The 25,506-nt window shown below is 54.0% G+C and carries 22 protein-coding genes, 6 tRNA genes and 1 other RNA gene; 18 read left to right on the top strand and 11 right to left on the bottom strand.

From position 1 onward, the window contains the following. Positions 1 to 60 precede the first annotated feature (60 nt). Positions 61 to 1,758 carry a sensor histidine kinase gene (locus F153LOC_RS00810; RefSeq protein ID WP_102104932.1) on the top strand — a complete coding sequence of 566 codons (1,698 nt, stop codon included), beginning with the start codon at positions 61 to 63 and terminating at the stop codon, positions 1,756 to 1,758. Between the two features lie 12 nt (positions 1,759 to 1,770). Beyond that, positions 1,771 to 2,508 carry a LytTR family DNA-binding domain-containing protein gene (locus tag F153LOC_RS00805; protein ID WP_100779397.1) on the top strand — a complete coding sequence of 246 codons (738 nt, stop codon included), beginning with the start codon at positions 1,771 to 1,773 and terminating at the stop codon, positions 2,506 to 2,508. Positions 2,509 to 2,544: 36 nt separating this feature from the next. Here the strand turns inward: F153LOC_RS00805 and glk are convergent, their stop codons facing one another. Further along, the gene (gene glk, locus F153LOC_RS00800) at positions 2,545 to 3,510 is read right to left on the bottom strand and encodes a glucokinase (protein WP_100779396.1); all 966 of its coding nucleotides are present in this window, start codon (positions 3,508 to 3,510) and stop codon (positions 2,545 to 2,547) included. Positions 3,511 to 3,715: 205 nt separating this feature from the next. On the opposite strand from glk, the gene F153LOC_RS00795 reads away from it, so the two are divergent. Continuing rightward, a complete protein-coding gene (locus F153LOC_RS00795; RefSeq protein WP_100779395.1) occupies positions 3,716 to 4,951 on the top strand; it encodes an ion channel protein in 1,236 nt (411 codons plus the stop codon). Here F153LOC_RS00795 and ipdC read toward each other — a convergent pair whose 3' ends face one another. Then, positions 4,952 to 6,610, bottom strand: coding sequence for an indolepyruvate decarboxylase (gene ipdC / locus F153LOC_RS00790; protein WP_102104933.1), 1,659 nt, complete (start codon positions 6,608 to 6,610; stop codon positions 4,952 to 4,954). Between the two features lie 183 nt (positions 6,611 to 6,793). Between ipdC and mgrA the strand changes: the two genes are divergently transcribed. Continuing rightward, positions 6,794 to 7,792 (top strand): L-glyceraldehyde 3-phosphate reductase, encoded by a 999-nt coding sequence (mgrA, locus tag F153LOC_RS00785; protein WP_100779393.1) that lies wholly within the window; start codon positions 6,794 to 6,796, stop codon positions 7,790 to 7,792. A gap of 125 nt (positions 7,793 to 7,917) precedes the next feature. After that, positions 7,918 to 8,262, top strand: coding sequence for a DUF2502 domain-containing protein YpeC (gene ypeC / locus F153LOC_RS00775; protein ID WP_100779391.1), 345 nt, complete (start codon positions 7,918 to 7,920; stop codon positions 8,260 to 8,262). 58 nt (positions 8,263 to 8,320) lie between these two features. Here the strand turns inward: ypeC and F153LOC_RS00770 are convergent, their stop codons facing one another. Continuing rightward, on the bottom strand, positions 8,321 to 9,559 hold the full coding sequence (locus F153LOC_RS00770) for an Nramp family divalent metal transporter (protein WP_102104934.1): 1,239 nt from the start codon (positions 9,557 to 9,559) through the stop codon (positions 8,321 to 8,323). Positions 9,560 to 9,910: 351 nt separating this feature from the next. Here F153LOC_RS00770 and nupC point away from each other — a divergent pair, with 351 nt between their 5' ends. After that, positions 9,911 to 11,098, top strand: coding sequence for a nucleoside permease NupC (nupC, locus tag F153LOC_RS00765; RefSeq protein ID WP_100779389.1), 1,188 nt, complete (start codon positions 9,911 to 9,913; stop codon positions 11,096 to 11,098). A gap of 40 nt (positions 11,099 to 11,138) precedes the next feature. Here the strand turns inward: nupC and F153LOC_RS00760 are convergent, their stop codons facing one another. The 3 genes from F153LOC_RS00760 to F153LOC_RS00750 form a co-directional block, all read right to left on the bottom strand. Next, positions 11,139 to 13,334 (bottom strand): EAL domain-containing protein, encoded by a 2,196-nt coding sequence (locus tag F153LOC_RS00760; RefSeq protein ID WP_199174672.1) that lies wholly within the window; start codon positions 13,332 to 13,334, stop codon positions 11,139 to 11,141. A gap of 212 nt (positions 13,335 to 13,546) precedes the next feature. After that, a tRNA-Ala gene (locus F153LOC_RS00755) sits at positions 13,547 to 13,622 on the bottom strand. Between the two features lie 38 nt (positions 13,623 to 13,660). Further along, a tRNA-Ala gene (locus F153LOC_RS00750) sits at positions 13,661 to 13,736 on the bottom strand. Positions 13,737 to 13,953: 217 nt separating this feature from the next. Between F153LOC_RS00750 and F153LOC_RS00745 the strand changes: the two genes are divergently transcribed. Beyond that, the gene (locus F153LOC_RS00745) at positions 13,954 to 14,316 is read left to right on the top strand and encodes a YfeC-like transcriptional regulator (RefSeq protein WP_100779387.1); all 363 of its coding nucleotides are present in this window, start codon (positions 13,954 to 13,956) and stop codon (positions 14,314 to 14,316) included. A gap of 1 nt (position 14,317) precedes the next feature. Further along, positions 14,318 to 14,713 (top strand): YfeC-like transcriptional regulator, encoded by a 396-nt coding sequence (locus F153LOC_RS00740; protein WP_100779386.1) that lies wholly within the window; start codon positions 14,318 to 14,320, stop codon positions 14,711 to 14,713. Positions 14,714 to 14,763: 50 nt separating this feature from the next. On the opposite strand, the gene gltX is transcribed toward F153LOC_RS00740, so the two are convergent. Next, positions 14,764 to 16,179 (bottom strand): glutamate--tRNA ligase, encoded by a 1,416-nt coding sequence (gene gltX, locus F153LOC_RS00735; RefSeq protein WP_102104936.1) that lies wholly within the window; start codon positions 16,177 to 16,179, stop codon positions 14,764 to 14,766. 258 nt (positions 16,180 to 16,437) lie between these two features. Between gltX and F153LOC_RS00730 the strand changes: the two genes are divergently transcribed. From F153LOC_RS00730 to F153LOC_RS00705, 6 genes are all read left to right on the top strand, one after another. Then, positions 16,438 to 16,513, top strand: a tRNA-Val gene (locus F153LOC_RS00730). Between the two features lie 44 nt (positions 16,514 to 16,557). Beyond that, positions 16,558 to 16,633: transfer RNA gene (locus F153LOC_RS00725), tRNA-Val, on the top strand. Between the two features lie 31 nt (positions 16,634 to 16,664). Further along, positions 16,665 to 16,740: transfer RNA gene (locus F153LOC_RS00720), tRNA-Val, on the top strand. Positions 16,741 to 16,743: 3 nt separating this feature from the next. After that, positions 16,744 to 16,819: transfer RNA gene (locus F153LOC_RS00715), tRNA-Lys, on the top strand. Between the two features lie 31 nt (positions 16,820 to 16,850). After that, a non-coding RNA gene (locus F153LOC_RS00710) (RtT sRNA) lies at positions 16,851 to 16,972 on the top strand. A gap of 137 nt (positions 16,973 to 17,109) precedes the next feature. After that, positions 17,110 to 17,457 carry a FlxA-like family protein gene (locus F153LOC_RS00705; RefSeq protein ID WP_158238464.1) on the top strand — a complete coding sequence of 116 codons (348 nt, stop codon included), beginning with the start codon at positions 17,110 to 17,112 and terminating at the stop codon, positions 17,455 to 17,457. On the opposite strand, the gene F153LOC_RS00700 is transcribed toward F153LOC_RS00705, so the two are convergent. Beyond that, on the bottom strand, positions 17,454 to 18,389 hold the full coding sequence (locus tag F153LOC_RS00700) for a LysR family transcriptional regulator (RefSeq protein WP_102104938.1): 936 nt from the start codon (positions 18,387 to 18,389) through the stop codon (positions 17,454 to 17,456). The two genes, F153LOC_RS00705 and F153LOC_RS00700, sit on opposite strands and share 4 nt — an antisense overlap. 89 nt (positions 18,390 to 18,478) lie before the next feature. On the opposite strand from F153LOC_RS00700, the gene F153LOC_RS00695 reads away from it, so the two are divergent. Continuing rightward, entirely contained in the window at positions 18,479 to 19,474 is a 996-nt protein-coding gene (locus F153LOC_RS00695; protein WP_100779382.1) for a bile acid:sodium symporter family protein, read from the top strand. On the opposite strand, the gene F153LOC_RS00690 is transcribed toward F153LOC_RS00695, so the two are convergent. From F153LOC_RS00690 to zipA, 3 genes are all read right to left on the bottom strand, one after another. Beyond that, on the bottom strand, positions 19,471 to 19,686 hold the full coding sequence (locus F153LOC_RS00690; protein ID WP_100779381.1) for a DUF3820 family protein: 216 nt from the start codon (positions 19,684 to 19,686) through the stop codon (positions 19,471 to 19,473). The genes F153LOC_RS00695 and F153LOC_RS00690 overlap by 4 nt on opposite strands. Position 19,687: 1 nt before the next feature. Beyond that, positions 19,688 to 21,703 carry an NAD-dependent DNA ligase LigA gene (gene ligA, locus F153LOC_RS00685; RefSeq protein WP_102104939.1) on the bottom strand — a complete coding sequence of 672 codons (2,016 nt, stop codon included), beginning with the start codon at positions 21,701 to 21,703 and terminating at the stop codon, positions 19,688 to 19,690. A gap of 68 nt (positions 21,704 to 21,771) precedes the next feature. After that, positions 21,772 to 22,767, bottom strand: coding sequence for a cell division protein ZipA (gene zipA, locus F153LOC_RS00680; protein WP_102104940.1), 996 nt, complete (start codon positions 22,765 to 22,767; stop codon positions 21,772 to 21,774). A gap of 230 nt (positions 22,768 to 22,997) precedes the next feature. Here zipA and cysZ point away from each other — a divergent pair, with 230 nt between their 5' ends. From cysZ to ptsH, 3 genes are all read left to right on the top strand, one after another. Further along, a complete protein-coding gene (gene cysZ / locus F153LOC_RS00675) occupies positions 22,998 to 23,759 on the top strand; it encodes a sulfate transporter CysZ (protein ID WP_100779378.1) in 762 nt (253 codons plus the stop codon). Between the two features lie 162 nt (positions 23,760 to 23,921). Continuing rightward, complete coding sequence (cysK, locus tag F153LOC_RS00670; RefSeq protein ID WP_102104941.1) at positions 23,922 to 24,893, top strand: cysteine synthase A; 972 nt, start codon at positions 23,922 to 23,924, stop codon at positions 24,891 to 24,893. 317 nt (positions 24,894 to 25,210) lie between these two features. Beyond that, a complete protein-coding gene (gene ptsH, locus F153LOC_RS00665; protein WP_000487600.1) occupies positions 25,211 to 25,468 on the top strand; it encodes a phosphocarrier protein Hpr in 258 nt (85 codons plus the stop codon). Positions 25,469 to 25,506: the final 38 nt, after the last annotated feature.

Genomic DNA, 25,506 nt, shown 5'->3' with positions numbered 1-25,506 from the left:
TCTGGTCATTGTGCGCAAGGTTTCCTATCATAGATTTTTCCCGTTTTCCCAGGTTCACTCGTGCACGAAATATTCAATATGCTGCTGGCGGTCTTCGATCGTGCGGCATTAATGCTGATTTGTCTCTTCTTCCTGATCCGCATCCGGCTCTTTCGCGAGCTTCTGCACAAATCCGCCCACTCACCGAAAGAGCTGCTGGCCGTCACGGCAATCTTCTCTTTGTTTGCCCTGTTCAGCACCTGGTCCGGCGTGCGGGTGGAAGGTTCGCTGGTCAACGTGCGCATTATCGCCGTCATGTCGGGCGGCATTCTGTTTGGCCCGTGGGTGGGGATTATCACCGGAATTATTGCCGGTACGCACCGCTATCTGATTGATATCGGCGGCGTCACGGCGATCCCCTGCTTTATCACCAGCATTATCGCAGGCGCGTTGTCCGGCTGGATCAACCGTAAAATCCCGAAAAAACAGCACTGGCGAGCGGGGATCGCCGCCGGGATGCTGTGCGAAACCCTCACTATGATCCTCGTGGTGGCCTGGGCGCCCACGGTTGAGCTGGGACTGGATATCGTCTCCAAAATCGGCATTCCGATGATTCTCGGCAGCGTCTGCATTGGCTTTATCGTCCTGCTGGTGCAGAGCGTTGAGGGGGAAAAAGAGGCCAGCGCCGCACGTCAGGCAAAGCTGGCGCTCGATATTGCCAATAAAACGCTGCCGCTGTTCCGCCATGTCAACGCGGAGTCGCTGCGTCAGGTCTGCGATATTATTCGCCGCGATATCCACGCTGATGCGGTCGCCATCACCAATATCGACCACGTTCTGGCCTATGTCGGCGTGGGAGAAGATAACTACCGCGATAATGACGATACCATCAGCCCAACCACGCGCCAGGCGCTCAATAACGGTAAAATCATCATTAAAAACAATGATGAGGCACACCGGACGCCTGAAATTCACTCCATGCTGGTCATTCCACTGTGGGAGAAAGGCGTGGTGACCGGCACGCTGAAAATTTACTACTGCCACGCGCACCAGATCACCTCTTCCTTACAGGAGATGGCGATTGGCCTGTCGCAGATTATCTCCACTCAACTGGAGGTGTCGCGCGCTGAGCAACTGCGGGAAATGGCAAATAAGGCAGAGCTGCGCGCGCTGCAAAGTAAGATCAATCCCCATTTTCTGTTTAACGCCCTGAACGCCATCTCTTCGTCGATTCGCATGAATCCGGACACCGCCCGTCAGCTGATTTTTAATTTGTCGCGCTATCTGCGCTACAACATCGAGCTGAAAGACGATGAGCAGATCGACATCAAAAAAGAGCTGTACCAGATTAAAGATTACATCGCGATTGAGCAGGCGCGCTTTGGCGATAAGCTCACGGTTATTTACGATATCGATGAAGAGGTGCACTGCGTGATCCCAAGCCTGCTGATCCAGCCGCTGGTGGAGAACGCGATAGTTCACGGTATTCAGCCGTGTAAAGGCAAAGGCGTGGTGACCATTAGCGTGGAAGAGTGCGGGAATCGCGTGCGGGTGGCGGTGCGCGATACCGGCCACGGCATCGATCCCAACGTGATTGCGCGCGTAGAATCGAACGAAATGCCAGGCAATAAAATTGGTCTGCTGAATGTGCATCACCGCGTAAAATTACTGTACGGCGAAGGGCTGCATATCCGTCGCCTGGAGCCTGGCACGGAAATCGCTTTTTACGTCCCTAATGAACGGCTTCCCGTTCATACCCAGACGCTGTTGTTGCCTTAAACGGAGTGACCGATGAAAGTCATCATTGTGGAAGATGAGATCCTCGCCCAACAAGAATTAAGCTGGCTGATAAAAGAACACAGCCAGATGGAGATCGTGGGCACCTTTGAGGATGGGCTGGACGTGCTGAAGTTTTTGCAGCATAACCGCGTTGACGCCATTTTTCTGGATATCAATATTCCGTCGCTGGACGGCGTGCTGCTGGCGCAAAATATCAATCAGTTCGCCCATAAGCCGTTTATCGTGTTTGTCACCGCGTGGAAAGAGCATGCCGTTGAGGCCTTTGAACTGGAAGCGTTCGACTATATTCTGAAACCCTATCAGGAGTCGCGCATTGTCAGCATGCTGCAAAAACTGGAGCTAGCCTGGCAGCAGCAAAACAGCCCGGCGGTCAGCCCTGCGCCCGCCGCCACGCGCGAAAATGACACCCTGAATCTCATTAAGGATGAGCGGATTATCGTCACGCCGATGGATGATATTTATTATGCGGAAGCGCATGAAAAGATGACGTTCGTTTATACCCGCCGGGATTCATTTGTCATGCCGATGAATATCACCGAGTTTTGCGCCAAACTCCCCGCCTCGCACTTTTTCCGCTGCCACCGTTCGTTCTGCGTCAATCTCAATAAGATCCGCGAAATCGAACCCTGGTTTAACAATACCTATATTTTACGGCTGAAGGATCTGGATTTTCAGGTGCCAGTGAGTCGCAGCAAGGTGAAAGAGTTCAGGCAGTTAATGCATTTTTAACGCCCTCTTCAGAAAGAAGAGGGCGGCGAGATGTAATCAGAGATACTGCCCCAGCGTTTGACGCAGATGCGCGCCGGAACCCAGCAGGCCTGGGTTGTCATGCACGATCAGGAAAACGGGGATATCCTGCACGTAAGATTTGAAACGCCCTTTGTCTTCAAACCCGCCGCGGAAACCAGACGCTTTAAAGAACTCGAGGAAGCGCGGCACTATTCCACCGGCGATATAGACACCGCCAAAGGTGCCGAGATTCAGCGCCAGGTTGCCGCCAAAGCGCCCCATGATCACGCAGAACAGCGACAGCGCACGACGACAGTCGGTGCAGCTATCGGCCAGCGCGCGCTCGGTGACATCTTTCGGCTGCAGGTTTTCAGGCAGACGCCCATCGGATTTCACAATCGCGCGATAAAGATAAACCAGCCCAGGTCCGGAGAGCACGCGTTCGGCGGAAACGTGCCCCAGCTCGGCGCGCAGCTCCTGCAAAATAATGCCCTCTTCTTCGCTGTTTGGCGCAAAGTCAACGTGACCGCCCTCGCCCGGCAGGCTCACCCAGCGTTTATCGACGTGAACCAGGTGCGAAACGCCCAGCCCGGTACCCGCACCGTAAACGGCAATCGGCTTACCTTCGACCGGCTCGGCCCCGCCGAACTGAATCAGATGTTCAGGCTTGAGCATCGGGATCGCCATAGAAACGGCCGTAAAATCGTTAATAATTTCCAGATGAGCGAAACCGAGATTCTTTTTCATCTCGGCAATGGAAAAGGCCCAGGTGTGGTTGGTCATCGCCACCCAGTCACCGGTAATCGGGCAGGCAATGGCGATACAGCCATCCTCGACGCTGACCTGACGCTCATCCAGATAGACGCGAACTACCGCTTCGAGGCTTGGATAATCCAGCCCTGAATAGGCCTTTGCCTGAGAGATTTCACCGGTATTAATATCGCATAGCGCCAGCCGGGCATTGGTGCCGCCCACATCGCCTACTAAAGCATATTTTGTCATTCTTCTACTGCTCCGCTAAAGTCAGAATAAATCTTTGGAACACTGTAAGTTCAAGGCGTGATAACAACAACGGCCTGAAGGCGAGTGGCCCAGGATTATCGATCTTCGTCACAGAATAACTTTACCGTTTCAGCACCTTTTGCACTATTGCCGTCAACCTGATTGTGCAAAGTCATGCTAATTATTTTTGTACAAGGAAATCATCATGCTCCATCCGCGCGCCAGAACCATGCTGCTGTTAGCAATACCTGCGCTGATTATTGGTATTGCGTCGAGTCTGGTGTTAATCGTGGTGATGAAAATCGCCTCGGTGCTGCAGACGTTATTGTGGTCTACGCTTCCGGGGCAGCTGGGTGTTGATGTGAGTTCTCCGGCGTGGATCATCCTGATGTTAACCCTGACCGGGCTGGCCGTCGGTCTAGTAATTCGCTTTAGCCCAGGACATGCCGGTCCCGATCCGGCGCTGGAGCCGCTGATTGGTGCACCGGTCAATCCGATGGCGCTGCCGGGCCTGATTCTTGCGCTGGTGATTGGCCTCGCGGGCGGCGTGAGCCTCGGGCCAGAACATCCGATTATGGCGGTGAATATCGCCCTTGCGGTGTACCTCGGCGCACGCATCCTGCCGCGCGTCGGCGCGCTGGACTGGACCATTCTGGCGTCAGCGGGAACCATCGGCGCGTTGTTTGGCACCCCCGTTGCCGCCGCACTTATTTTTTCTCAAACCCTGAGTTCTGATAACGACGTGCCACTGTGGGATCGCCTTTTCGCCCCACTGATGGCCGCCGCCGCCGGGGCACTGACCACCAGCCTGTTCTTCCAGCCTCACTTTTCGCTGCCTATCCCCCACTACGGACACATGCAGCTGGCCGATATTTTCAGCGGCGCGATTGTTGCCGCCATCGCCATCGCGCTGGGTATGGTCGCCGTCTGGTGCCTGCCGCGTCTGCACCTGCTGGTGCACAAGCTGAAACACCCGGTGCTGATTCTGGGCGTGGGCGGTTTTTTGCTGGGCATTCTGGGGGCAATTGGCGGGCCGATTACCCTGTTTAAGGGGCTGGACGAGATGCAGCAGATGGCGTTCAGCCAGGTGTTTAGCGTGTCTGATTATTTCCTGTTTGCGGTGGTGAAACTGGCTGCGGTGGTCGTGGCCGCCGCGTGCGGCTTTCGCGGTGGGAGGATCTTCCCGGCGGTGTTTATCGCCGTGGCATTGGGCCTGATGCTGCATGAGCACGTCGATGCAGTTCCGGCGGCAATTACCGTTTCCTGCTCGATTCTGGGGTTTGTACTGGTAGTCACGCGCGATGCGTGGCTGAGCCTGTTTATGGCGGTGGTCGTGGTGCCGGATACCAATCTGCTGCCGTTGCTTTGCATTGTGATGTTGCCCGCCTGGCTCTTGCTGGCGGGCAAACCGATGCTGATGGCCTGGCGGCCGAAGAAATAGTCAGGCGTTATTTCGCGCCTCCAGTGCCTGAGTGATGGCGCTCAACAGCGGAGGGATATCCTCTTTGGGCAGCATCACTTCGATCAGCGACAATTTTTCGCTGTGCGCGACCTTCTCAAGGATCTCCGCCAGCTGGACCGTTTCGCTCACCCGCCAGCACTCGGCCTGACCATTCTGGCTCAGGGCTTGCGGGAGCTGCGTCCAGTTCCACAGCGCGATATCGTTATAGCGTTGTTTCGGCCCGTGGATCGCCCGCTCAACGGTGTAGCCTTCGTTGTTGAGCACCAGAATTACTGGATGCTGTTTATCGCGCAGCATCGAACCCATCTCCTGAATGGTCAGCTGCGCCGCGCCGTCGCCGGTCAGGACGATCACGCGCCGGTCCGGACACGCCGTTTGCGCGCCGAAAGCGGCCGCCAGCGTGTAACCAATCGACCCCCACAGCGGCTGAACGATAAAGTTCACATCTGTAGGCAGGCGCAGCGCTGCCGCACCAAACGCGGAGGTGCCCTGGTCGGCGAGAATAATGTCGCCGGGGCGAATGAAGGTTTGCAGCGTGTGCCAGAAATTATCCTGCGTGAGCCTGCCCTCATGATAGTGATGTTCGAGCGGCGCCTGGCGAGACGGCGCGGCGTGATCTTTGACGTGCTGTTTACACAGCGCGGATAAGATCTCGACGGCTTTGCTCATCGGAATACCCGTAAACCATCTCTCGCCCACGCGGGCGGCGTGCGGCTGAACTTCGATAGTGCGGGCCGCAGGAAGATTGTGGGTAAATCCGGCTGTCAGCGTATCGGTGAAACGCGTGCCGACGCAGATGACAGTCTCGGCCTCTTCAATCGCCTCTCTCACCCCCTCCGCACTCGCCGAGCCGCTGTAGGTGCCGTAAAAACCGGGCTGACGTTCGTCAAAAATCCCTTTGCCCATCAGCATGGTGGCGTGGGCCATCGGGGTGTCATTCACCCAATTCTGCAACGGCGCTTTCAGGCCGTAACGCAGTACCAGGAAATCGGCCAACAATGCGGTACGTTTGCTGCCAGCGATGCGTGCTTCCGCCGCATCGCGGAAGGCTTTAAGACAGGCGCTGTCGGCATGTGAAGTGCGCTCAGTGAGAGCGTTTACAGGCGGTGTGGCCGGTTTTTTTGCCACGTCAGCAGGCAACATCAGGTACCCCGGACGACGCTCCCTCAGCATGATCGACAACACGCGATCGATTTCATAGCAGGCATTTTGCTCCGTGAGAATGGCCTGCGCCACAGTCACCGGCTCACTCATCCGATAGAAATGGCGGAACTCTCCGTCGCCCAGCGTGTGGTGCAGCAATTCACCTTTTTGCTGGGCGGCACTCCCCGGCGCGCCCACGATATGCAGTACCGGCACATACTCCGCAAAGCTGCCGGCAACGCCATTCATGGCACTTAACTCCCCCACACCAAAGGTGGTGAGCAGGGCGGAAAAGCCCTTGCAGCGAGCATAGCCATCGGCGGCATAGGCGGCGTTTAATTCGTTGGCACAGCCCACCCAGCGGATGTCGGGGCTGTCGATAACATGGTCGAGAAACTGCAAATTGTAGTCGCCTGGCACGCCGAACAGATGTTCAGCGCCGCAGTGTTTTAGTCGTTCCAGCAGGTAATCGGCGACGCAATAGGGGGTTCGCATAACAGGTGTCCTTCTGACGTTGACCTCACTTTGAGTATTAAAGAAGCGTGATGACTGTCCAGGAATGGCAGTAAGAAGGCACTGGAAAGAATGTTTTACGGAAAATGGCGGTGTAATCTGATTTACTGCGCGTGAGTGTAAACGTATACACTGATGGATTATTTCCGGTAAGAGGGTCTGAGCATGGTTTTTGATGCGGATAAAATGCGTTATCAGTCAATGCAGTATCGTCGTTGCGGCCAGAGCGGTCTGAAGCTGCCCGCCATTTCACTCGGCTTATGGCATAACTTTGGCGATACCACCTTAATTGACACCAGTCGTCAACTTTTACAGCGGGCCTTTGAGCTTGGCATCACCCACTTCGATCTGGCTAATAACTATGGCCCACCTCCCGGCTCCGCAGAATCGAACTTTGGTCGCATTTTTCGGGAGGATTTTCAGCCTTACCGCGACGAATTAATTATCTCGACGAAAGCGGGATACACCATGTGGGACGGTCCCTACGGTGACTGGGGCTCGCGTAAATACCTGATTGCCAGCCTCGATCAGAGCCTGAAACGTATGGGGCTGGAATACGTGGATATCTTCTATCACCACCGTCCGGACCCGGAAACACCGCTGCGAGAGACGATGAAAGCCCTCGACCACGTCGTGCGACAGGGAAAAGCGCTGTACGTCGGCTTGTCGAATTATCCGGCAGAACTGGCGCGACAGGCGATTGAGATCCTGGACGATCTCGGCACGCCGTGCCTGATCCACCAGCCTAAATACTCGATGTTTGAGCGTGCGCCTGAACAAGGGCTGCTGTCCGTGCTGCAGGAAAAAGGAGTCGGCTGTATTCCGTTCTCTCCGCTGGCCGGGGGGCAACTGACGGACCGTTATCTGAATGGGATTCCAGCGGATTCACGCGCCGCCAGCGGCAGCCGATTCCTGAACCCGGATCAGATCACCGAAGAGAAAATCAGCCAGGTTCGCGAGCTGAACGCGCTGGCAGAAAGCCGGGGCCAAAAACTCTCGCAGATGGCGCTCGCCTGGGTGCTACGCCATGACGCAGTTACCACGGTACTGATTGGTGCCAGCAAAACGGCGCAAATCGAAGATGCGGTCGGCACACTGAAAAATCTCCACTTTACCGCTGACGAGCTGAATACAATTGACGCGATCCTGAGCCGGTCAAAATAAACCCGTTTTTAGCAAAAAGTGCTCCCCTCCATGAATTAGGAGTTGAGGCGATTAAACGGGGCTTTACGGCCCCGTAATATTGCGTTAACAGGCCGTCTACGGCCCCGATCGTGAAGGAGAAGAGAATGTTCAGGTCACTGATTCTTGCAGCTGTATTAATGGCTTCAGCACCGCTGGTCGCTAATGCGGGCGAAATCACCCTGTTGCCATCAGTAAAATTACAAATTGGCGATCGTGACAATTATGGTAACTACTGGGACGGCGGTGGCTGGCGCGACCGTGATTACTGGCACCGCAACTATGAATGGCGAAAAGACCGCTGGTGGAGGCACGATAATGGCCGTCACCGTGGCTGGGACAACCGCAAAGCCTATGAACGCGGCTACCGTGAAGGCTGGAGCGACCGGGACGATCGTCGTGGCCGACCGGGTCATGGACGCGGCCACGGACACGGTGGTCACCATCACTAAGTACACATCACTCAATACAAAAAGGAGCCAACTGGCTCCTTTTTTCATCTCTGATAATTTATAGCCCCAGCGCGGTCCCAATCAGCAGCCATAGGTTCAGGGCCACTACCAGCACCACGATAATCCAGCCGATACGTTTGACCAGCCGGGTATTCACCAGATCGCCCATTAACGCCTGGTTACTGGTAAAGATCAGCAGCGGCACCAGCGCCAGCGCGATACCGAAGCTCAGCAGCACCTGGCTCATCACCAGAATACGCGTCGGGTCCAGCCCCATCAGGATCACAATAAATGACGGCATCATCGTCACGGAGCGGCGCACCCACAGGGGAATATGGAAACGCACAAACCCCTGCATGACCACTTGCCCTGCCAGCGTCCCGACCACCGTTGACGAGAGGCCCGCTGCAACCAGGCTCAGACCAAAAATAGTCGCCGCCGCGTGGCTGAGAAGCGGTTCGAGCGTCAAATAAGCCTGGTCGAGATCGGCGATACCAGTGTGGCCACTGAAATGGAAAGCCGCCGCTGCCGTCGCCATCATCGCCAGATTCACAAACCCGGCGATGGTCATCGCGATACCGACATCCCATTTGGTAGCAGAATAACGCTCCCGGCGTGAGCCCTCGTGGGCGTGCTGCGTCAGCGAGGAGTGCAGATAAATCACATGCGGCATAATGGTCGCACCGAGTACGCCTGCCGCGAGGAAGACCGCTTCTGACGTTGGCAGAGTAGGAATAATCATGCCTTTACCCAGCTGCGCCAGATTTGGCTGGGAGAAGATCAGCTCGACAATATAGGCCGCGGCGACAAACAGCAGCAAGCCGCCAATCACCAGCTCCAGCGGCTTTTGTCCGCGGCGCTGAAGCATTAAAATCAGGAAAGTGGCGATCCCGGTGAGCACCGCCCCCTGAAGTAGCGACACGCCCAATATCAGTTTAAAGCCGATGGCCGCGCCGATAAATTCCGCCAGATCGGTGGCCATGGCGATAATTTCGGCCTGCACCCAGTAAAACCACACTACCGGACGCGGATAGTGATCGCGGATCTGTTCAGCGAGGTTTTTCCCCGTCGCGATCCCCAGTTTTGCGGAGAGCACCTGAATGAGCATCGCCATCAGGTTTGCCCAGACCACCACCCACAGCAATTTGTAGCCAAAGCTCGCCCCGGCCTGAATGTTGGTCGCAAAATTACCTGGATCGATATAGCCAATGGCAGCGATGAACGCAGGTCCCATTAACGCAAACCTCAGCTTGCGCGCTGCTCTGCCACTGCTACCCTCTACGCGACTGTTTGTCATTTCTGCCTCTGGAAATATAGCCTTTGCTATGTTTCATGCTATCAAAATGAGAATGATTATCAAGATCATTTAGATGATTTATAGTGATTTCTCTGATAGCTCTGAACGATAGGTGGGGCGGATGTAATGAAACGATCTCACAGAGCGTGAAATCGCACAGTCATTTGTGAAGCGTAGCACACAAACGTAACTTTTCACTCATTTACATAACATAACGGAAATGTATGGTTGATCACTATTTTTGAGACTCGTCACAGGATGTAACTATAGTGTGGTCTTGATCTCGTTTTCTTTGTGCTTGTTACATAGAATGTGCACGGAAATTAAACCTGCCTCATATTTGGAGCAAATATGGACCGCGTCCTTCATTTTGTCCTGGCACTTGTTGTCGTTACTGCACTTGCATTGCTGGTCAGCACAGACCGCAAAAACATTCGTATTCGTTATGTTGTACAGCTGCTCGTCATTGAAGTTTTACTTGCGTGGTTCTTCCTGAACTCCAACGTAGGCCTGGGCTTCGTGAAAGGCTTCTCCGAAATGTTCGAAAAACTGCTCGGATTTGCTAACGAAGGGACGAACTTTGTCTTCGGCAGCATGAACGATCAAGGCCTGGCGTTCTTCTTCCTGAAAGTGCTTTGCCCAATCGTCTTTATCTCTGCGCTGATCGGTATCCTGCAGCACATCCGCGTTCTGCCGGTTGTGATTCGCGCGATCGGTTTCCTGTTATCCAAAGTCAACGGCATGGGTAAACTGGAATCTTTCAACGCAGTCAGCTCCCTGATTCTGGGTCAGTCCGAGAACTTTATCGCATATAAAGATATCCTCGGAAAAATGTCCCGCAACCGCATGTACACCATGGCGGCTACCGCAATGTCTACTGTATCCATGTCTATCGTGGGCGCATACATGACAATGCTGGAACCAAAATACGTGGTGGCTGCGCTGGTTCTGAACATGTTCAGCACCTTTATCGTGCTGTCGCTGATCAACCCGTACCGCGTTGACGCCAGTGAAGAAAATATCCAGATGTCTAACCTGCACGAAGGCCAGAGCTTCTTCGAAATGCTGGGCGAATACATTCTGGCAGGCTTCAAAGTGGCGATTATCGTGGCCGCGATGCTGATCGGCTTCATCGCCCTGATCGCTGCACTGAACGCCCTGTTCGCCGCTGTGCTGGGTATCTCCTTCCAGGGCATCCTGGGCTACATCTTCTACCCTGTTGCATGGGTGATGGGTGTTCCGGCTCACGAAGCGCTGCAGGTGGGCAGTATCATGGCCACCAAACTGGTTTCCAACGAATTCGTTGCCATGATGGATCTGCAGAAAATTGCCAGCACGCTCTCTCCGCGCGCGGAAGGCATTCTGTCTGTGTTCCTGGTTTCCTTCGCTAACTTCTCATCCATCGGCATCATCGCTGGTGCGATTAAAGGTCTGAACGAAGAGCAAGGTAACGTGGTTTCTCGCTTCGGCCTGAAACTGGTTTACGGTTCAACGCTGGTGAGCGTACTGTCTGCGTCTATCGCTGCACTGGTACTGTAATCAGCATTAAAAAAGCCGGGGGTTTTTGCCCCCGGCTTTTTTACGCCTCCAGTTCGGCAAGCGGCTGCGGTTTCCCAATCAAATACCCCTGCAGATAATCGACCCCGATCTCAAGCAACAGCTGTCGTTGCGCCGGTGTTTCAACAAATTCGGCTACCACATACAGGGATTTGGTCTTCGCCAGATTGCAAATCGACGCCACAATCGTCGCATCCATGCTGTCAGTACAGATATCTTTTACGAAACATCCGTCGATTTTGATGATGTCAGCCTGCAGGCGTTTTAACCGTTCGTAGTTAGCGTATCCCGTCCCGAAATCATCAATCGCAATTTTAAAACCATACTCGCGCATCTGCTGGATATTCTGGATGCTGGATTCTGAGTCCGAGAAAGCCTGCTCTTCCGTGACCTCCAGAATGACCGCCTGAGGAGCGATGGCGTAGCGCTCAAACAGGGCAATGATTTCGGCGGCGACGTCTTTTTGATTGAGCGTCATCGGCATCAGATTGACAGAAAAACGGGCACTGTTTGGCGGCGTGGCATGGGTGCTCAGCCAGATCAGCACCTTTTCCACCACGCAGAGGTCAAAACGATGACTCAGGTTGAACTGGGCAATCAGCGGGATGAAACGATCGGGGGTAATGATTTCGCCGTCGCTCTCCAGTCGGGTGAGGATTTCGTGGTAACCCTCACCCGCAGCATTCTGGATGGGCTGAGCATACAGACGCACACCCCCCTCCTCCAGCGCCCGTTTTACCCGGCTCAGCATTAAGACGCGCTCCGTTGTTTGCCCTGAAACCCTCTCAACGCTATTCGTCAGCGCCAGCACTCTGTGAGTGACGCAGGATTGCTCTGAGAGCCAGCTCAGTTGCCCAAGCGTATGGTGAAGGTTTTCGCCATCCTGCCCTTCCAGCTCTCCCCAGGCTGCACCAAACTCGATGTCCAGCCCAGTGTTGTTCCAGTAAATCTTGCGGCTGTTCAGCCGATCGACGATGTGCTGGAGGCGCTCTCCGGTATCTGGGCCTGACAGCACCAGAATCAATTCACTGCCCGGCAGCTGGAAGAATTTTTCGTTCGCCTGCAGTAACGGCTGAACTGACGAGGTAATGGCTCGCTTACAGTAAATGCGCATCAACATCCCGTAATGGCGACTAAGAAACCCCAGATTTCCCATACGCAGACAGCAGATTTTGGCATCCGGATAGTGCTGCAAATAGTCTTCCAGGGCGCGCATATTGGCTAAACCTGTGAGCGGATCGGTTAGTGCCCTTTCGTGCCAGCCTTGCTTCAGCCACTCACTGCGATGATAGATCCGCGACATGTACATCAAACAGATCGCGAAAGAGATCAGGACCGACAGGACAAATGCCAGCGCGTAGCCGTTCTGCACACCGTTAAGAAAGTTTTTGTTATAGGTCAGCAGCAAGAAAACGGAAATTGCCCAGCTCAGGGAAACAAGCGCGTAGCTCATCCGACTAATCGCGACGGTAAAAAGAATAAATATGAGGGGGACCAGATAGCCGGAGATATAGTTTTCTTCAATTGGCGCGCACAAGATCAGCATCACCAGCGACAAACTCATCAGCCAGAGTAATGCAAATACGGGATTATTTTGAATAAGATACGGCTTAATGCTTCGTAACCAGAAGGTACGGGCATAGCGGGGATTAATTATCATTCTTAAGGGGTAATAGAACATCATCGTAAATATCAGGCTGGCACAAAACAGGCTCTGTATATCCACAATGTTATAAATTGGGGTCCCATCGCCAAAGAAGTTTGAAATGGAAAGAGGGAAATCAAAGAAATAACCGGCTAAGTACATCGACACTTTTATGCCGAGGGGAATGGCGAATCCCAGCCAGAAAATGCGTATCCCGATATGCTGGTTAGGTAGCCCGAATCGCCAGCGCCTGCCCAGCAGGACGCGCACCACGCCGCAGGCTGCAAACACCGACGCAGTCTGACAAAAGAGGATAACGACCTGCTGAAGTATCGTTAACTGAAACTGATAGAGATTCGTTAACGCAAAACTGAAAATAATGGGAAGAATAGCGTGACGGCCAAACAAGAAGATCACTGCCAGCATCACGCTCAACGGCAGCCAGGCTAAATAGACGTAATGACCATCCAGAAAGGTTTTAGGGGATATGTAGCGAGAAAAAGGAACAATCACCAGGCACAAGATTTGCGCTAGCATAAATAATTGTAAATTATTACGTAGGTGACTTTTCATTCTTAGCAAGGCGCTATTTCCCAGGCGAATAATTGGCTGAATGAATGGTAAGTTTATTAATTGAGCGAATCAAGTTTCCGGGTTTAAATGCTCCGATTTATTGATTTCGATAAAGGTCTGAGAGGTAAACATACACGTGTGGCAACAAAAAAGGCAGGAGTTGATAACAAACGCATAAAAAAACCCCCGCCTTTCGGCGAGGGTCTGAATTTTGGTGGAGCTAAGCGGGATCGAACCGCTGACCTCTTGCATGCCATGCAAGCGCTCTCCCAGCTGAGCTATAGCCCCACAGTTCTTTACGTTCCAAACTCTCCTGGATAAGAATTTGGTGGAGCTAAGCGGGATCGAACCGCTGACCTCTTGCATGCCATGCAAGCGCTCTCCCAGCTGAGCTATAGCCCCAACGTAAAGCTGTCGTGTTGACGGGCGGCATAATATGAATTCCACCGCAGAGTGTCAACGGCAAAATCAGTCCTTCCCTTTCAATCGTCGAAAAATCAGGCAAATGAATCACATTGCGAAGCTGCTCGCAGCCAGTAGTTAAACCTGTCACGTTTTCGCATAAAAGGGTGCTATAACATGAAGCACTCATTAACCCTACTAATATTCAGGTAATTGCATGATCAAGGAACGAATGACGCCAGAGGAGTTATCCCGGCTCACTGGTTATAGCCGACAGACCATCAATAAATGGGTACGAAAAGAGGGTTGGAAAACATCACCAAAGCCAGGTGTTCAGGGCGGTAAAGCGCGTCTGGTCCACGTTAATGAAAAGGTGCGCGAGTTTATCCGCAGCGCGTCTCGCATTACTGAAGACTCTCAGCCCGCTGAAAACGTGTCCGACACAAGTTCGCTCACTTCTCTCCTGCTGACCCTGGCCAATGAAATGACACCGGATGAGCAAAAGCAGCTAACCACTTTACTACTGCGGGATGGGATTACCGGATTGCTACAACGTTTAGGGATACGCGACCAGAGTTGATATGAAAAGATTACGGAGCAAGATGACCACGGAAGAGCTGGCTGATAGCCTCGGGGTCGCAAAACAAACAGTAAACCGCTGGATACGTAAACAAGGATGGAAAACGGAAGCGCTTAACGGCGTGAAAGGCGGCCGGGCCAGGCTCATCCATATCGATTCCCGCGTGCGTGAACACCTTATCAGTCTCCCTGCGATGCGTAGCCGTCAGGCTATTTATCAGCTCGCTGAAGCGTCCGTTGAGTATGGCGAGGTGAAAACGACCAGCCTGTTGCGTCAGGTGACGGCTCCCCTGGAGAACATGACGCCACTCGAACAAGAGAGGCTCGCTGTATTGCTGGCACGTGAAGGTATTCAGGGATTCCTTACCCGGCTCGGTATTGCTGAAGAAGAGGCATAAAAAAACGGCAGGATAACCTGCCGTTTTGCCGCTCGTTTGTTGCAGGGTGATTACTGCTGGCTTTCGCGCACAGCAATAAAGTCCAGGGCTTTGTTAATACGCGCAACGCTGCGGGTTTTGCCAATTGCGTGGACAGTAACATCCAGGCCCGGTGACTGACCCGCGCCGGTCACCGCCACACGCAGTGGCATACCGACTTTACCCATGCCCACTTCCAGCTCATCGGCCGTTGCCTGAATCGCATGATGAACGTTTTCTGCGGTCCAGACGGTCAGTGCCGCCAGCTTATCGCGCACTACTTCGAGCGGCTGACGCGCAACCGGACGCAGGTGTTTTTTTGCGGCGTCAGCATCAAACTCGTCAAACTCTTCGTAGAAATAACGGCAGCTTTCCGCAATCTCTTTCAGGGTTTTGCAGCGCTCGCCCAGCAGTTTGACCAGATCCGCCAGTTCCGGACCGGTACGGGTATCAATGTTTGCCTGCTCAATGTGCCACTGCAAATAGGTCGCAACGTACTCGGCTGGCATGGTGTTGATGTAGTGGTGGTTCAGCCACAGCAGTTTATCAGTGTTAAACGCACTGGCAGATTTGCTCACGGCATTCAGGGAGAACAGCTTGATCATCTCTTCACGGCTGAAGATCTCCTGATCGCCGCTGGACCAGCCCAGACGCACCAGGTAGTTCAGCAGTGCTTCTGGCAGATAGCCGTCATCACGGTACTGCATCACGCTCACGGCACCGTGACGTTTGGACAGTTTTTTACCGTCGTCACCGTTAATCATCGACACGTGCGCATAAACCGGCACAGGCGCATTCAGCGCTTTCAGGATGTTGATCTGACGTGGTGTGTTGTTGATATGGTCTTCACCACGGATAACGTGAGTGATTTCCATATCCCAGTCATCCACTACAACGCAGAAGTTGTAGGTCGGTGAACCATCGGTACGACGAATAATCAGATCGTCCAGCTCCTGGTTGCTGAACTCAATCGGGCCACGGATCTGATCGTCAAAGATCACAGAGCCTTCCTGCGGGTTAGCAAAACGCACTACGCATGGCTCATCAGCGGCATGATGCTCATGGCTGTGGCGGCAGCGGCCATCGTAGCGAGGCTTATCGCCGTTCGCCATTTGCTCTTCACGCAGCGCTTCCAGACGCTCTTTGGAGCAGTAACATTTATACGCGGTGCCTGCGACCAGCATTTCATCAATGACGGCGTTATAGCGATCAAAACGTTTCGTCTGGAAATACGGGCCTTCATCCCACTCCAGGTTCAGCCAGTTCATGCCATCCATGATGGCTTCAATAGCTTCCGGTGTGGAACGCTCGAGATCGGTGTCTTCAATACGCAGCACGAACTCACCGCCGTGGTTACGTGCAAAAAGCCAGGAATAAAGAGCAGTACGGGCACCACCGACGTGCAGATAGCCTGTCGGGCTGGGCGCGAAGCGAGTTTTGATTTTCATGAAATGGCCTTACGTTATAAAGATGCCGACGACCGGCAAATGCTGGGAAAAAAACAATGGGCAATATTCTATCACTGTGGGGCGATTCCTCAATAATGTTGCCTGAATGACATGCAGGTTTGCGAAATTTGTTTAGAAATCATGCTGCGCGGGACATTTTGCGATCCGTTTGTTTAATTTTACGACGAACAAACAAAATCTTTAGAAAAGGCGTTGACTCATTTTCAACTCTCCCTATAATGCGACTCCACACAGCGGGGGTGATTAGCTCAGTTGGTAGAGCACCTCCTTTACACGGAGGGGGTCGGCGGTTCGAGCCCGTCATCACCCACCATCTACTTTACGTAGATACCGCAGTGTAGATAAGAATTTAAGATTGGGCGATTAGCTCAGTTGGTAGAGCATCTCCTTTACACGGAGGGGGTCGGCGGTTCGAGCCCGTCATCGCCCACCATTCTTAAATCTTGTTTTAGTAGTACCGAAATGGGTGATTAGCTCAGTTGGTAGAGCACCTCCTTTACACGGAGGGGGTCGGCGGTTCGAGCCCGTCATCACCCACCATTCGGGTCGTTAGCTCAGTTGGTAGAGCAGTTGACTTTTAATCAATTGGTCGCAGGTTCGAATCCTGCACGACCCACCAATGTGGAAAGGCGCCCTAAAGGCGCCTTTTTGCTATGCGCAACTCGGCAGGATGAGAACCTGCTGCAGGTTCGAGCCGAACGAAGTGAGACACCAAAGCCGCCTGCGGCGACGGCCCGAAGGGCGAGCGAAGCGAGTCCTGCACGACCCACCAATGTAGAAAGGCGCCCTAAAGGCGCCTTTTTGCTATCTGCGCTATTTTACACGCATCTCCCCTCCCAGATCTGGCAGGTTCCCTCAAGCTATGGATTTTTATGCCGATATGCTTGTTTTATGGCGAGAGGATTTAAAATGACAACAATCCAGGCATCAACTCCATCAGTGCAGACAGGCAGCACAAGCAGCGGCGGCGGTAACTCCGGCAGCAGCGATATCGCGTCGCAAATCAGTCGTCTGACGTCGCAAATCACTAAGCTGACTCAGCAGCTGAAGGATGTTGCGAACGGCAGCGGCAGTACCGAAGACAAGAAAAAGCAGCAGGAACTTCTTCAGTCGCAAATCAAAATGCTACAGGCTCAGCTGGCGCAGTTACAGCGTGAGCAGGCCGAAGAAAGCCAGAAAAAACAAGAGCAAAAGCAGGCCAGAGCAGAAGGCGTAAACTCACCTTCCGCAGAGCATCAGATCGATATCTACGTCTAATCGTTCGGCGCGTTAAATAACGGATCGCGTATGCGGGCCTCCATTAACCGCTGTGCCTGCATACGTACCACCTCCCAAAGCGCATGAGCCGCACCAGAGAGCGAGCGATTTTTTCGTCGCACCAGCATCAGCTTACGTTCAATACAGGGCGTGAAACGCTTTACAACTAAACGACTGCCCTGCGGCAGCGGTAAGGCCAGCGCAGGTAACACGCTGATCCCAATCCCGGCCTCCACCATCGGAAAGAGCGTGGCGGGATGACCAATCTCCTGAACGATCGTCGCATTCACCTGCTGCTGTGCCAACGCCGCGTCAATCAGCGGACGGCTTCCCGATGCATAATCCTGCAGTACCAGATTTGCCCCCTGCAACGCCTGCCACGTCACTTTTGCCATCGCGGCCAGCGGGTCATCGTCGCGACACAGCAGTAAAAACGGCTCCGACAGCACCACTTCACACTCCAGATCCGTCACCGGACCGGGATCAATCACAATCCCAAAATCGACGTCGCCTTGCCTGATACTCTCAAGAACCCACTGCTGCGGCCTGTCGTGAAGTACAAAATCGATATCGGGATAGCGACGGTTACTTTCAGCGATACATTGCGGGATCAGATGCGCAGAAATGGTCTGACTGGCGGCGACGCGCACCGTCCCGGAAAGTTGCTGCCCCACTCTGCCCACATCGCGCAAGGTGCTGTTGAGCTCATCCAGCAGCCGTTCCAGACGCGCAGCCAGCTGTTGCCCCGCCTCGGTGAGCACCACTTCGCGGGTGGTGCGATCAAGCAGGCGCACACCCGTCTGTGATTCCAGCTCTTTCACACTGTGGCTAACCGCCGACTGACTCAGGCCGATCATCTCTCCGGCGCGGCTAAAGCTGCGAGCCTGAGCGACGGTGACAAAAACGCGAAGCTGACGCAAAGAGTAATTCATCTGTTTAATTCATGAATGGATGCAATAAATCGATTTTATTTCTCAAAGGGAACAAAGCACAATAGCGAAATCTGATTTCAGGAGCATTTATGAAACTGTTTCGTGTTCTCGATCCCTTTACCCTCACGCTGATTGCTGTCGTTCTGCTGGCCTCTTTCTTCCCGGCACGCGGCAGTTTTGTTCCCTTCATTGAAGGCCTGACCACTGCGGCCATCGCCCTGCTGTTTTTTATGCACGGCGCAAAGCTGTCTCGTGAGGCCATTATCGCCGGGGGGAGCCACTGGCGGTTACACCTGTGGGTGATGTGCAGCACCTTCATCTTGTTCCCGGTACTGGGCGTGCTTTTCGCCTGGTGGGCGCCGGTCAACGTCGATCCGGCTCTCTATACTGGCTTCCTGTATCTGTGCATTCTGCCCGCGACCGTGCAGTCAGCTATCGCATTTACTTCGCTGGCGGGCGGTAACGTCGCCGCGGCGGTCTGTTCCGCCTCTGCGTCGAGTCTGTTGGGAATTTTTGTGTCGCCGCTGCTGGTGGGTCTGCTGATGAATATGCACGGCGCAGAGGGCAATCTCGAGCAGGTCGGGAAAATCTGTCTGCAACTGCTGCTGCCGTTCGTGCTGGGACACCTTTCTCGCCCGTGGACGGGGGATTTCGTCGCCAGAAACAAAAAGTGGATTGGCAAAACCGACCAGACCTCTATCCTGTTAGTGGTCTACTCCGCCTTTGGCGAAGCCGTGGTGAACGGCATCTGGCATAAAGTTGGCATCGGCTCGCTTCTGTTCATCGCGCTCGTGAGCATCGTTCTGCTGGCGATTGTGATTGCGGTGAATACCTTTGCCGCCCGCAAGTTTGGCTTCAACAAAGCGGATGAAATTACCATTGTGTTCTGCGGCTCGAAGAAGAGTCTCGCCAACGGCATTCCGATGGCGAATATTCTCTTCCCGACGTCGGTGATTGGGATGATGGTGCTGCCGCTGATGATTTTCCACCAGATCCAGCTGATGGTCTGTGCGGTGATGGCGCGCCGTTACAAGCGCCAGACGGAAAAGCTGGCGCAGGAAGAGACCCGCGCCGCGAAAGCTTAAGGACGTTTGAGGGGCTGAACCAGATGGCTCAGCCCTTCGGTTTTGATGAGCAGCGTAATCGCCATTAGCTCACCCAGTCGCCCTGCCGGAAATTCATCTTTCCGCGCGAACCACAGCAAATACTCTTCCGGCACATCAATCAAACGACGGCCTTTGTATTTCCCGAACGGCATTTCTGTGTTGGCGATGTCGATGAGCTGTTCTTTCTCCACGTTACTCTCCTAACAGGCGCAGCATTTCCGCTTCGTCAATGACGTCAATGCCCAGCTCTTGTGCTTTCGCAAGCTTAGAGCCAGCCGCTTCGCCTGCAATCACCAGATCCGTTTTCTTCGACACGCTGCCTGCCACTTTTGCTCCTAACGCTACCAGACGCGCTTTGGCGTCGTCACGGGAGAGTTGACTCAAACTGCCGGTGAGTACCACGGTTTTGCCAGCAAAGGGGCTGTCGATTTCGTCGACGTTAACCACCACCGGGGCAGGCCAGTGAATGCCCTCCTCCAGCAGCTTTCCTATCACCTCACGGTTGCTCTCTTCCGCAAAGAAGTTAAAGACATGCGTCGCGACAACGATGCCTACGTCCGGCACTTTTTGCAGATCCTCAATCGAGGCTTTCTCAAGCTGCTCAAGGGTGCCGAAATGGGCTGCCAGCCCGGCGGCTGTCGCTTCACCAACTTCGCGGATACCCAGCGCGTAGAGGAAACGTGCGAAAGTCGTCTCTTTGGCTTTTTCCAGCGCATTGACCACGTTTTGCGCCGATTTTGGCCCCATGCGATCCAGCCCGGTCAGCTTGCCCGCCGTCAGGCGGAACAGATCCGCAGGCGTGTGGACGTACTCTTTCTCGACCAGCTGATCGATAATCTTATCGCCCATCCCGTCCACGTCCATCGCTCTTCGCGAGACGAAATGCTTGAGCGCTTCTTTACGCTGCGCCCCACAAATTAACCCGCCGGTACAGCGCGTTACTGCCTCGCCTTCCACGCGTTCGACGTCGGAACCGCATACCGGGCAGTGGGCCGGGAATTCGATGGCGCGCGTGTCGTCAGGGCGCTCAGACTCGACGACGTTAACCACCTGCGGGATCACATCCCCCGCGCGGCGAATCACCACTTTATCGCCAATCCGAAGACCCAGACGCGCGATCTCGTCGGCGTTATGTAAGGTGGCATTGCTCACCAGCACGCCTGCAACCTGAACCGGCTCCAGACGAGCAACCGGCGTAATCGCCCCCGTACGCCCGACCTGGAACTCAACGTCGCGCACGAAGGTCATCTGCTCCTGAGCAGGGAATTTAAACGCCACCGCCCAGCGCGGCGCTCGCGCCACAAACCCTAATTGTTCCTGAAGCGCCAGCGAGTTCACTTTGATGACCACGCCGTCGATATCAAACCCCAGCGTCGGGCGGTCTTCTTCGACCTGACGATAAAACGCCAGCACCGCTTCCGGTGAGTCGCAGAGCTGCACGCGATTGCTGACCGGCAGGCCCCACTCTTTAAACTGCAGCAGACGGCCCAGATGGGTATCAGGCAGCTCGCCGCCTTCAAGAATCCCCACGCCGTAGCAGAAGAATGTAAGCGGTCGCTTCGCCGTGATGCGCGGATCTAGCTGGCGAATTGAGCCAGCAGCCGCATTACGCGGGTTAGCAAAGACTTTGCCACCGGTACGGCGCGCTTCATCGTTAATCTTCTCAAAGCCCGCCTGCGGGAGGAACACTTCACCGCGCACTTCGAGTCGCGCCGGGATGTTATCGCCGCGCAGCTTTAACGGAATGGCGCGGATAGTACGTACGTTAGTGGTGATGTCCTCACCCGTGGTGCCATCGCCGCGCGTAGCGGCACGCACTAGTATGCCGTTCTCATAAAGAATGCTGACCGCCAGGCCGTCGAGCTTCAGTTCGCAACACCAGGTCAAAACGTCAGCGCTTTTCAGGCGGTCCTGAACGCGCTTGTTAAACGCCAGAAAGCTCTCTTCGTCGAAGACGTTATCCAGCGACAGCATCGGCACTTCATGGCGCACCTGGCTGAAGGAGGCCAGCGGAGCGGCGCCGACGCGCTGCGTCGGTGAATCAGGGGTGATGAGATCGGGATGTTCTGTTTCCAGTTCGCGCAGTTCGCGCATCAGGCGGTCATACTCCGCATCCGGAACCTCCGGTGCGTCCATCACGTGATACAGGTATTCATGATGGCGAAGTGTGGTTCTTAGGTGAGTAATTTTTTGTTCGATTGAGTCCATAGCGCACCATCAATGAGAAAAACCCCCGACAGGCGGGGGTTGAGGAGACGTGGAAGAGAACGCAGAGATTACGCGTTAGCTTCCTTTACTTCGCGGATGCGATCCTGATATTCGCGCAGTTTCTGCGGCGTCATCATTCGACGCTGGTCGTCGAGTACCACGCCACCGACTTCATCGGCGATATGCTGGGCGGATTGCAGCATCAGCTTAAAGTTTTGCAGTTCGTCGCCGTAGGACGGCACCTGCATAAAGATTGTGATACCCGGCGTGGTGAAATCACCGGTCATTTCCGGATCAAAGGTTCCCGGATTAACCATATTCGCCAGACTGAACAGCGCAGGGCCACTTCCATCCGGGCTAAGATGACGATGGAAAATGTTCATGTCACCAAACTTGAAGCCCGCCTGCTGGATGCTGTTGAGCAGCACGTCGCCATTGAGCTGAGTACCGTGATGCGCGGCCACGTTCATAATGATGACCGTTTCCTTACGCTGCGGTTTTTCGACCACAGGCGCGTCTTCGATCACCGGTTCCGGTTCAACAAATGGCTCCGGTTCCGGCTGCGGCGCAGGTGGAGTATGAACAGTCTGCGGCGGCATTTCTGGCGTCAGCGGCTGAGCAGGACGCGGCGGTTGCACGGGTTGCGAAACGGGCTGAGGCTGCACCGGCTGCTGCACGGGTTGCTGTACAGGCGCTTGCGGTTGCGGCTGGCGCACCGGCTCTTCCACAGGCTGTGGCGCGGGCTGGCGCGGCTGAGCTGACGCGTACGGCGGCTGATACTGATGCTGCGGAGGCTGACGAGGCGCTTCATGCTCCCCATGGCCTGCGGCAGGCGCAGCAGTATTGACGCGATGAACGCGCACTTCACCCACGCCTTCGTCGTCGTTATCGTCAATGACGTCATCGCCATCATCGTCGTGACGACTGGACTTCATGCGCTTCAGTGGGCGATCGCGAAACATCGAGGAGCGTTCTTTACGGCTGGTCCAGAAACCATGTACCAGTAAAGCGAGTATGGCGATCGCGCCAACAATGATTAATATCAGACGCAAATCCTGCATCATTATATTCTCTGTTGTTCTAACACCTTGCCACCACGGCAAACATTTACTCACTAAGAGTATTTGCCGATTACGTCAAGTGCAAGTGCGTGCAGAGCATTCAAAGCATAAAGATGAACGAAATCGTGCTTTTTGCTGTTTTTTCGAACATTTCCGAACTGGTTATTGGTCCACAACCCGATAATATAGGCGTGTAATTCCACTGGTTGTGAAAAAAGGAGTACAGCCTGGTTATGGTTTCGACATCAACAACGACTCCGCGCAGCGGTATCGGCTATTTTTCTCAGGGATGGAAGCTGGTCACCCTGCCTGGGATCCGCCGCTTTGTGATTCTGCCTCTGCTAATCAACATTTTGCTGATGGGCGGCGCTTTCTGGTGGCTGTTTACCCAACTCGAAAGCTGGGTTCCCTCTATCATGAGTCACGTCCCTGACTGGCTACAGTGGCTGAGCTATCTGCTGTGGCCGATTGTGGTCCTCTCCGTGCTGCTGGTTTTTGGCTATTTCTTCTCCACAATCGCCAACTGGATAGCCGCGCCGTTTAACGGGCTGCTGGCAGAACAGCTCGAAGCACGTCTGACGGGCGCAACGCCGCCAGACACCGGCGTGCTTGGTATCATGAAAGACGTACCGCGTATCATGAAACGTGAATGGCAGAAGTTTGCCTGGTATCTGCCGCGCGCCATTGTTCTGCTCATCCTTTACTTTATCCCCGGAATTGGCCAGACCGTGGCGCCTGTGCTGTGGTTCCTGTTTAGCGCGTGGATGCTGGCTATCCAGTATTGCGACTACCCGTTTGATAACCACAAAGTGCCGTTCAAAGAGATGCGTACGGCTCTGCGCACGCAAAAAGTCACCAATATGCAGTTTGGTGCCCTGACCAGTCTCTTCACCATGATCCCTGTCCTGAACCTGTTCATCATGCCCGTCGCGGTCTGCGGCGCCACGGCGATGTGGGTGGATTGCTATCGTGCTAAGCACGCGTTATGGAAGTAATGCAAAACTGTGTAAACAAAGGGTGGCTTATGCCATCCTTATTCCATACTGATAGCCATTATTTCCTTGCAGCATATAGATATGCGATTTCCTTACTTCCCCATACTTATCCAACAGGTATGCTGGGACGGTATCCCAATTTCATACAGTTAAGGACAGGCCATGAGTAAGATTTACGAAGACAACTCGCTGACTATCGGTCATACGCCCCTGGTTCGACTGAACCGTATCGGTAATGGACGCATTCTGGCGAAGGTAGAATCACGTAACCCGAGCTTCAGCGTAAAATGCCGTATCGGTGCAAACATGATTTGGGATGCCGAAAAACGCGGTGTTCTGAAGCCTGGCGTCGAACTGGTTGAACCGACCAGCGGCAACACCGGGATCGCTCTGGCCTACGTCGCTGCTGCCCGCGGTTACAAACTGACCCTGACAATGCCAGAAACCATGAGCATCGAACGCCGTAAGCTGCTGAAAGCGCTGGGCGCGAATCTGGTGCTGACCGAAGGCGCGAAAGGCATGAAAGGTGCCATTCAGAAAGCGGAAGAAATTGTCGCCAGCGATCCGGCGAAATATCTGCTGCTGCAGCAGTTCAGCAACCCGGCAAACCCGGAAATCCACGAGAAAACCACCGGTCCGGAAATCTGGGAAGATACGGACGGTCAGGTTGATGTGTTTATCTCAGGCGTGGGTACCGGCGGTACGCTGACCGGCGTGAGCCGCTATATTAAAGGCACAAAAGGTAAAAAGGATCTGATCACCGTTGCCGTTGAGCCAACGGACTCCCCGGTTATCGCCCAGGCGCTGGCCGGCGAAGAGATCAAACCCGGTCCACATAAAATTCAGGGTATCGGCGCGGGCTTTATCCCGGGTAACCTGGATCTGAAGCTTATTGATAAAGTCGTTGCGATCACCAACGAAGAGGCGATCTCCACGGCGCGTCGCCTGATGGACGAAGAAGGTATTCTGGCCGGTATCTCCTCCGGCGCGGCAGTCGCTGCTGCCCTGAAGCTCCAGGAAGATGAAACCTTTACCAATAAGACTATTGTGGTTATTCTACCGTCCTCGGGTGAGCGTTATTTAAGCACTGCATTGTTTGCCGATCTGTTCACAGAAAAAGAACTGCAACAGTAATGCCAGCATGTTAATAACGCGTAAAAAAGCACCCGAACGGGTGCTTTTTTGTGGCCTGCGTCAAACTTTTACTCCTCCTGGCATTGATTCACCCCGTCGGGTCTGGTATTTAACCTGACAATTATTTTGAAGCGCGAAATTAATCAATGTGGGAAATACAGAAGCTGAATCGATTTTATGATTTGGTTCAAGTCTCGCTTTCACTGCATAATGTTTAATGACGAGCGAAACGTCAGCGCTAACAAGACAGGCTAAAGTTAAGCCTCCAGGCTAGACTTTAGTTCCACAACACTAAACCTATAAGTTGGGGAAATACAATGTTCCAGCAAGAAGTTACCATTACCGCTCCGAACGGTCTGCACACCCGCCCTGCTGCTCAGTTTGTTAAAGAAGCTAAAGGCTTCACTTCTGAGATCACTGTGACCTCCAACGGCAAAAGCGCTAGCGCGAAAAGCCTGTTCAAGCTGCAGACTCTGGGCCTGACTCAGGGTACCGTCGTGACCATCTCCGCAGAAGGCGAAGACGAGCAGAAAGCAGTTGAGCATCTGGTAAAACTGATGGCTGAGCTCGAGTAAGTTACGGGTTCTTTTCAATATCAGTCACAAGTAAGGTA

The organism is Lelliottia sp. F153, assembly GCF_002870005.1.
Taxonomy (GTDB): domain Bacteria; phylum Pseudomonadota; class Gammaproteobacteria; order Enterobacterales; family Enterobacteriaceae; genus Enterobacter; species Enterobacter nimipressuralis.
Note: the sequence above shows the minus strand (reverse complement) of the source record. Positions and strands in the feature narration are given on the sequence as shown.